The sequence below is a fragment of the Candidatus Dorea massiliensis AP6 genome, from assembly GCF_964245105.1.
Classification (GTDB): domain Bacteria; phylum Bacillota; class Clostridia; order Lachnospirales; family Lachnospiraceae; genus Laedolimicola; species Laedolimicola intestinihominis.
The window spans coordinates 1-1605 of record NZ_CAXTKW010000039.1 but is presented as its reverse complement, the minus strand read 5'-3'; the positions used below and the strand labels follow the sequence as shown (position 1 = coordinate 1605).

General features: G+C 47.7%; 3 rRNA genes. All 3 read left to right on the top strand.

Annotated elements, in window-relative coordinates:
* A 16S ribosomal RNA gene (locus tag ACESZP_RS17875) occupies positions 1–592 on the top strand; the annotation flags it as partial.
* 103 nt (positions 593–695) lie between these two features.
* Positions 696–813, top strand: a 5S ribosomal RNA gene (rrf, locus tag ACESZP_RS17870).
* Positions 814–1210: 397 nt separating this feature from the next.
* Positions 1211–1605 (top strand): 23S ribosomal RNA (locus tag ACESZP_RS17865); the annotation flags it as partial.

The following is a 1605-nucleotide window of genomic DNA, read 5'->3' as shown; positions in this document are numbered from 1 at the left end:
GTGGTTTAATTCGAAGCAACGCGAAGAACCTTACCAAGTCTTGACATCCCGGTGACCGGTCGGTAATGCGACCTTCTTTTCGGAGCATCGGAGACAGGTGGTGCATGGTTGTCGTCAGCTCGTGTCGTGAGATGTTGGGTTAAGTCCCGCAACGAGCGCAACCCTTATCTTTAGTAGCCAGCGGTTCGGCCGGGCACTCTAGAGAGACTGCCAGGGATAACCTGGAGGAAGGTGGGGATGACGTCAAATCATCATGCCCCTTATGACTTGGGCTACACACGTGCTACAATGGCGTAAACAAAGGGAAGCGAAACCGTGAGGTCTAGCAAATCTCAAAAATAACGTCTCAGTTCGGATTGTAGTCTGCAACTCGACTACATGAAGCTGGAATCGCTAGTAATCGCGAATCAGCATGTCGCGGTGAATACGTTCCCGGGTCTTGTACACACCGCCCGTCACACCATGGGAGTTGGAAACGCCCGAAGTCAGTGACCCAACCGCAAGGAGGGAGCTGCCGAAGGCGGGTCTGATAACTGGGGTGAAGTCGTAACAAGGTAGCCGTATCGGAAGGTGCGGCTGGATCACCTCCTTTCTAAGGAAGAATTAGTAGAGGACGCAGAAATGTGTTAAGTACACTGTTTAGTTATGAAGGCTCGTATTTCAAAACAAGAGAATACGAAAAAGCCTAAGAGATTTCTGGTGGCGATGCGTTTGGGGGACACACCCGTTCCCATCCCGAACACGATGGTTAAGACCCAAGCGGCCGATGGTACTATGTTGGAGACGATATGGGAGAGCAGGTGGCTGCCAGATTACCTAAAAAACAACTCGAAAGAGTGTTATATATAGATACGGACATATCTTAGTGGGTGGAGAACAAAACGAAGTCTGCGAGCAAGGATGTGTTAACCCGTACCAGCAGGGAAGTGCTGTTATATATAACTGGTTTTAACCAGTGATTAGAGGATTCAAGCTATTGAGTTTTCTAATGACTGATTAGAACATCAATCAGTTGATTGCACCTTGAAAACTATATACTGAAATATCTACAAGTTAAATTCAATCCTTAGAATGAATTTAACACAAGACATCCGAGGTGATTATCCTAAAAGGTAATCATTCCAAGAGGACGAAAACCTCTTAAAAATAACAAACCTATGACCCTCATACAACGCTATGTATGAGCTGATTGCTCACCGGCAGTCAGAATGGTCAAGCGTGAAAGAGCGCAGGGTGGATGCCTTGGCACTAAGAGCCGATGAAAGACGTGATAAGCTGCGAAAAGCTTCGGGGAGGAGCAAATATCCATTGATCCGGAGATATCTGAATGGGGAAACCCGGCTGAGAAGACCTCAGTCATCCATACGCCAATCCATAACGTATGGAGGGGAACCGCCTGAACTGAAACATCTAAGTAGGGCGAGGAAAAGAAAGAAAACTCGATTTCCAAAGTAGCGGCGAGCGAAATGGAAAGAGGCCAAACCGGAGTGCGTGCACTCCGGGGTTCGGACCGCGTAATTGATTCTGTAATTCTAGTAGAATGGTTTTGGGAAAGCCAGCCAGAGAGGGTGAAAGCCCCGTACATGAAAGGAAAGCAGACATGGC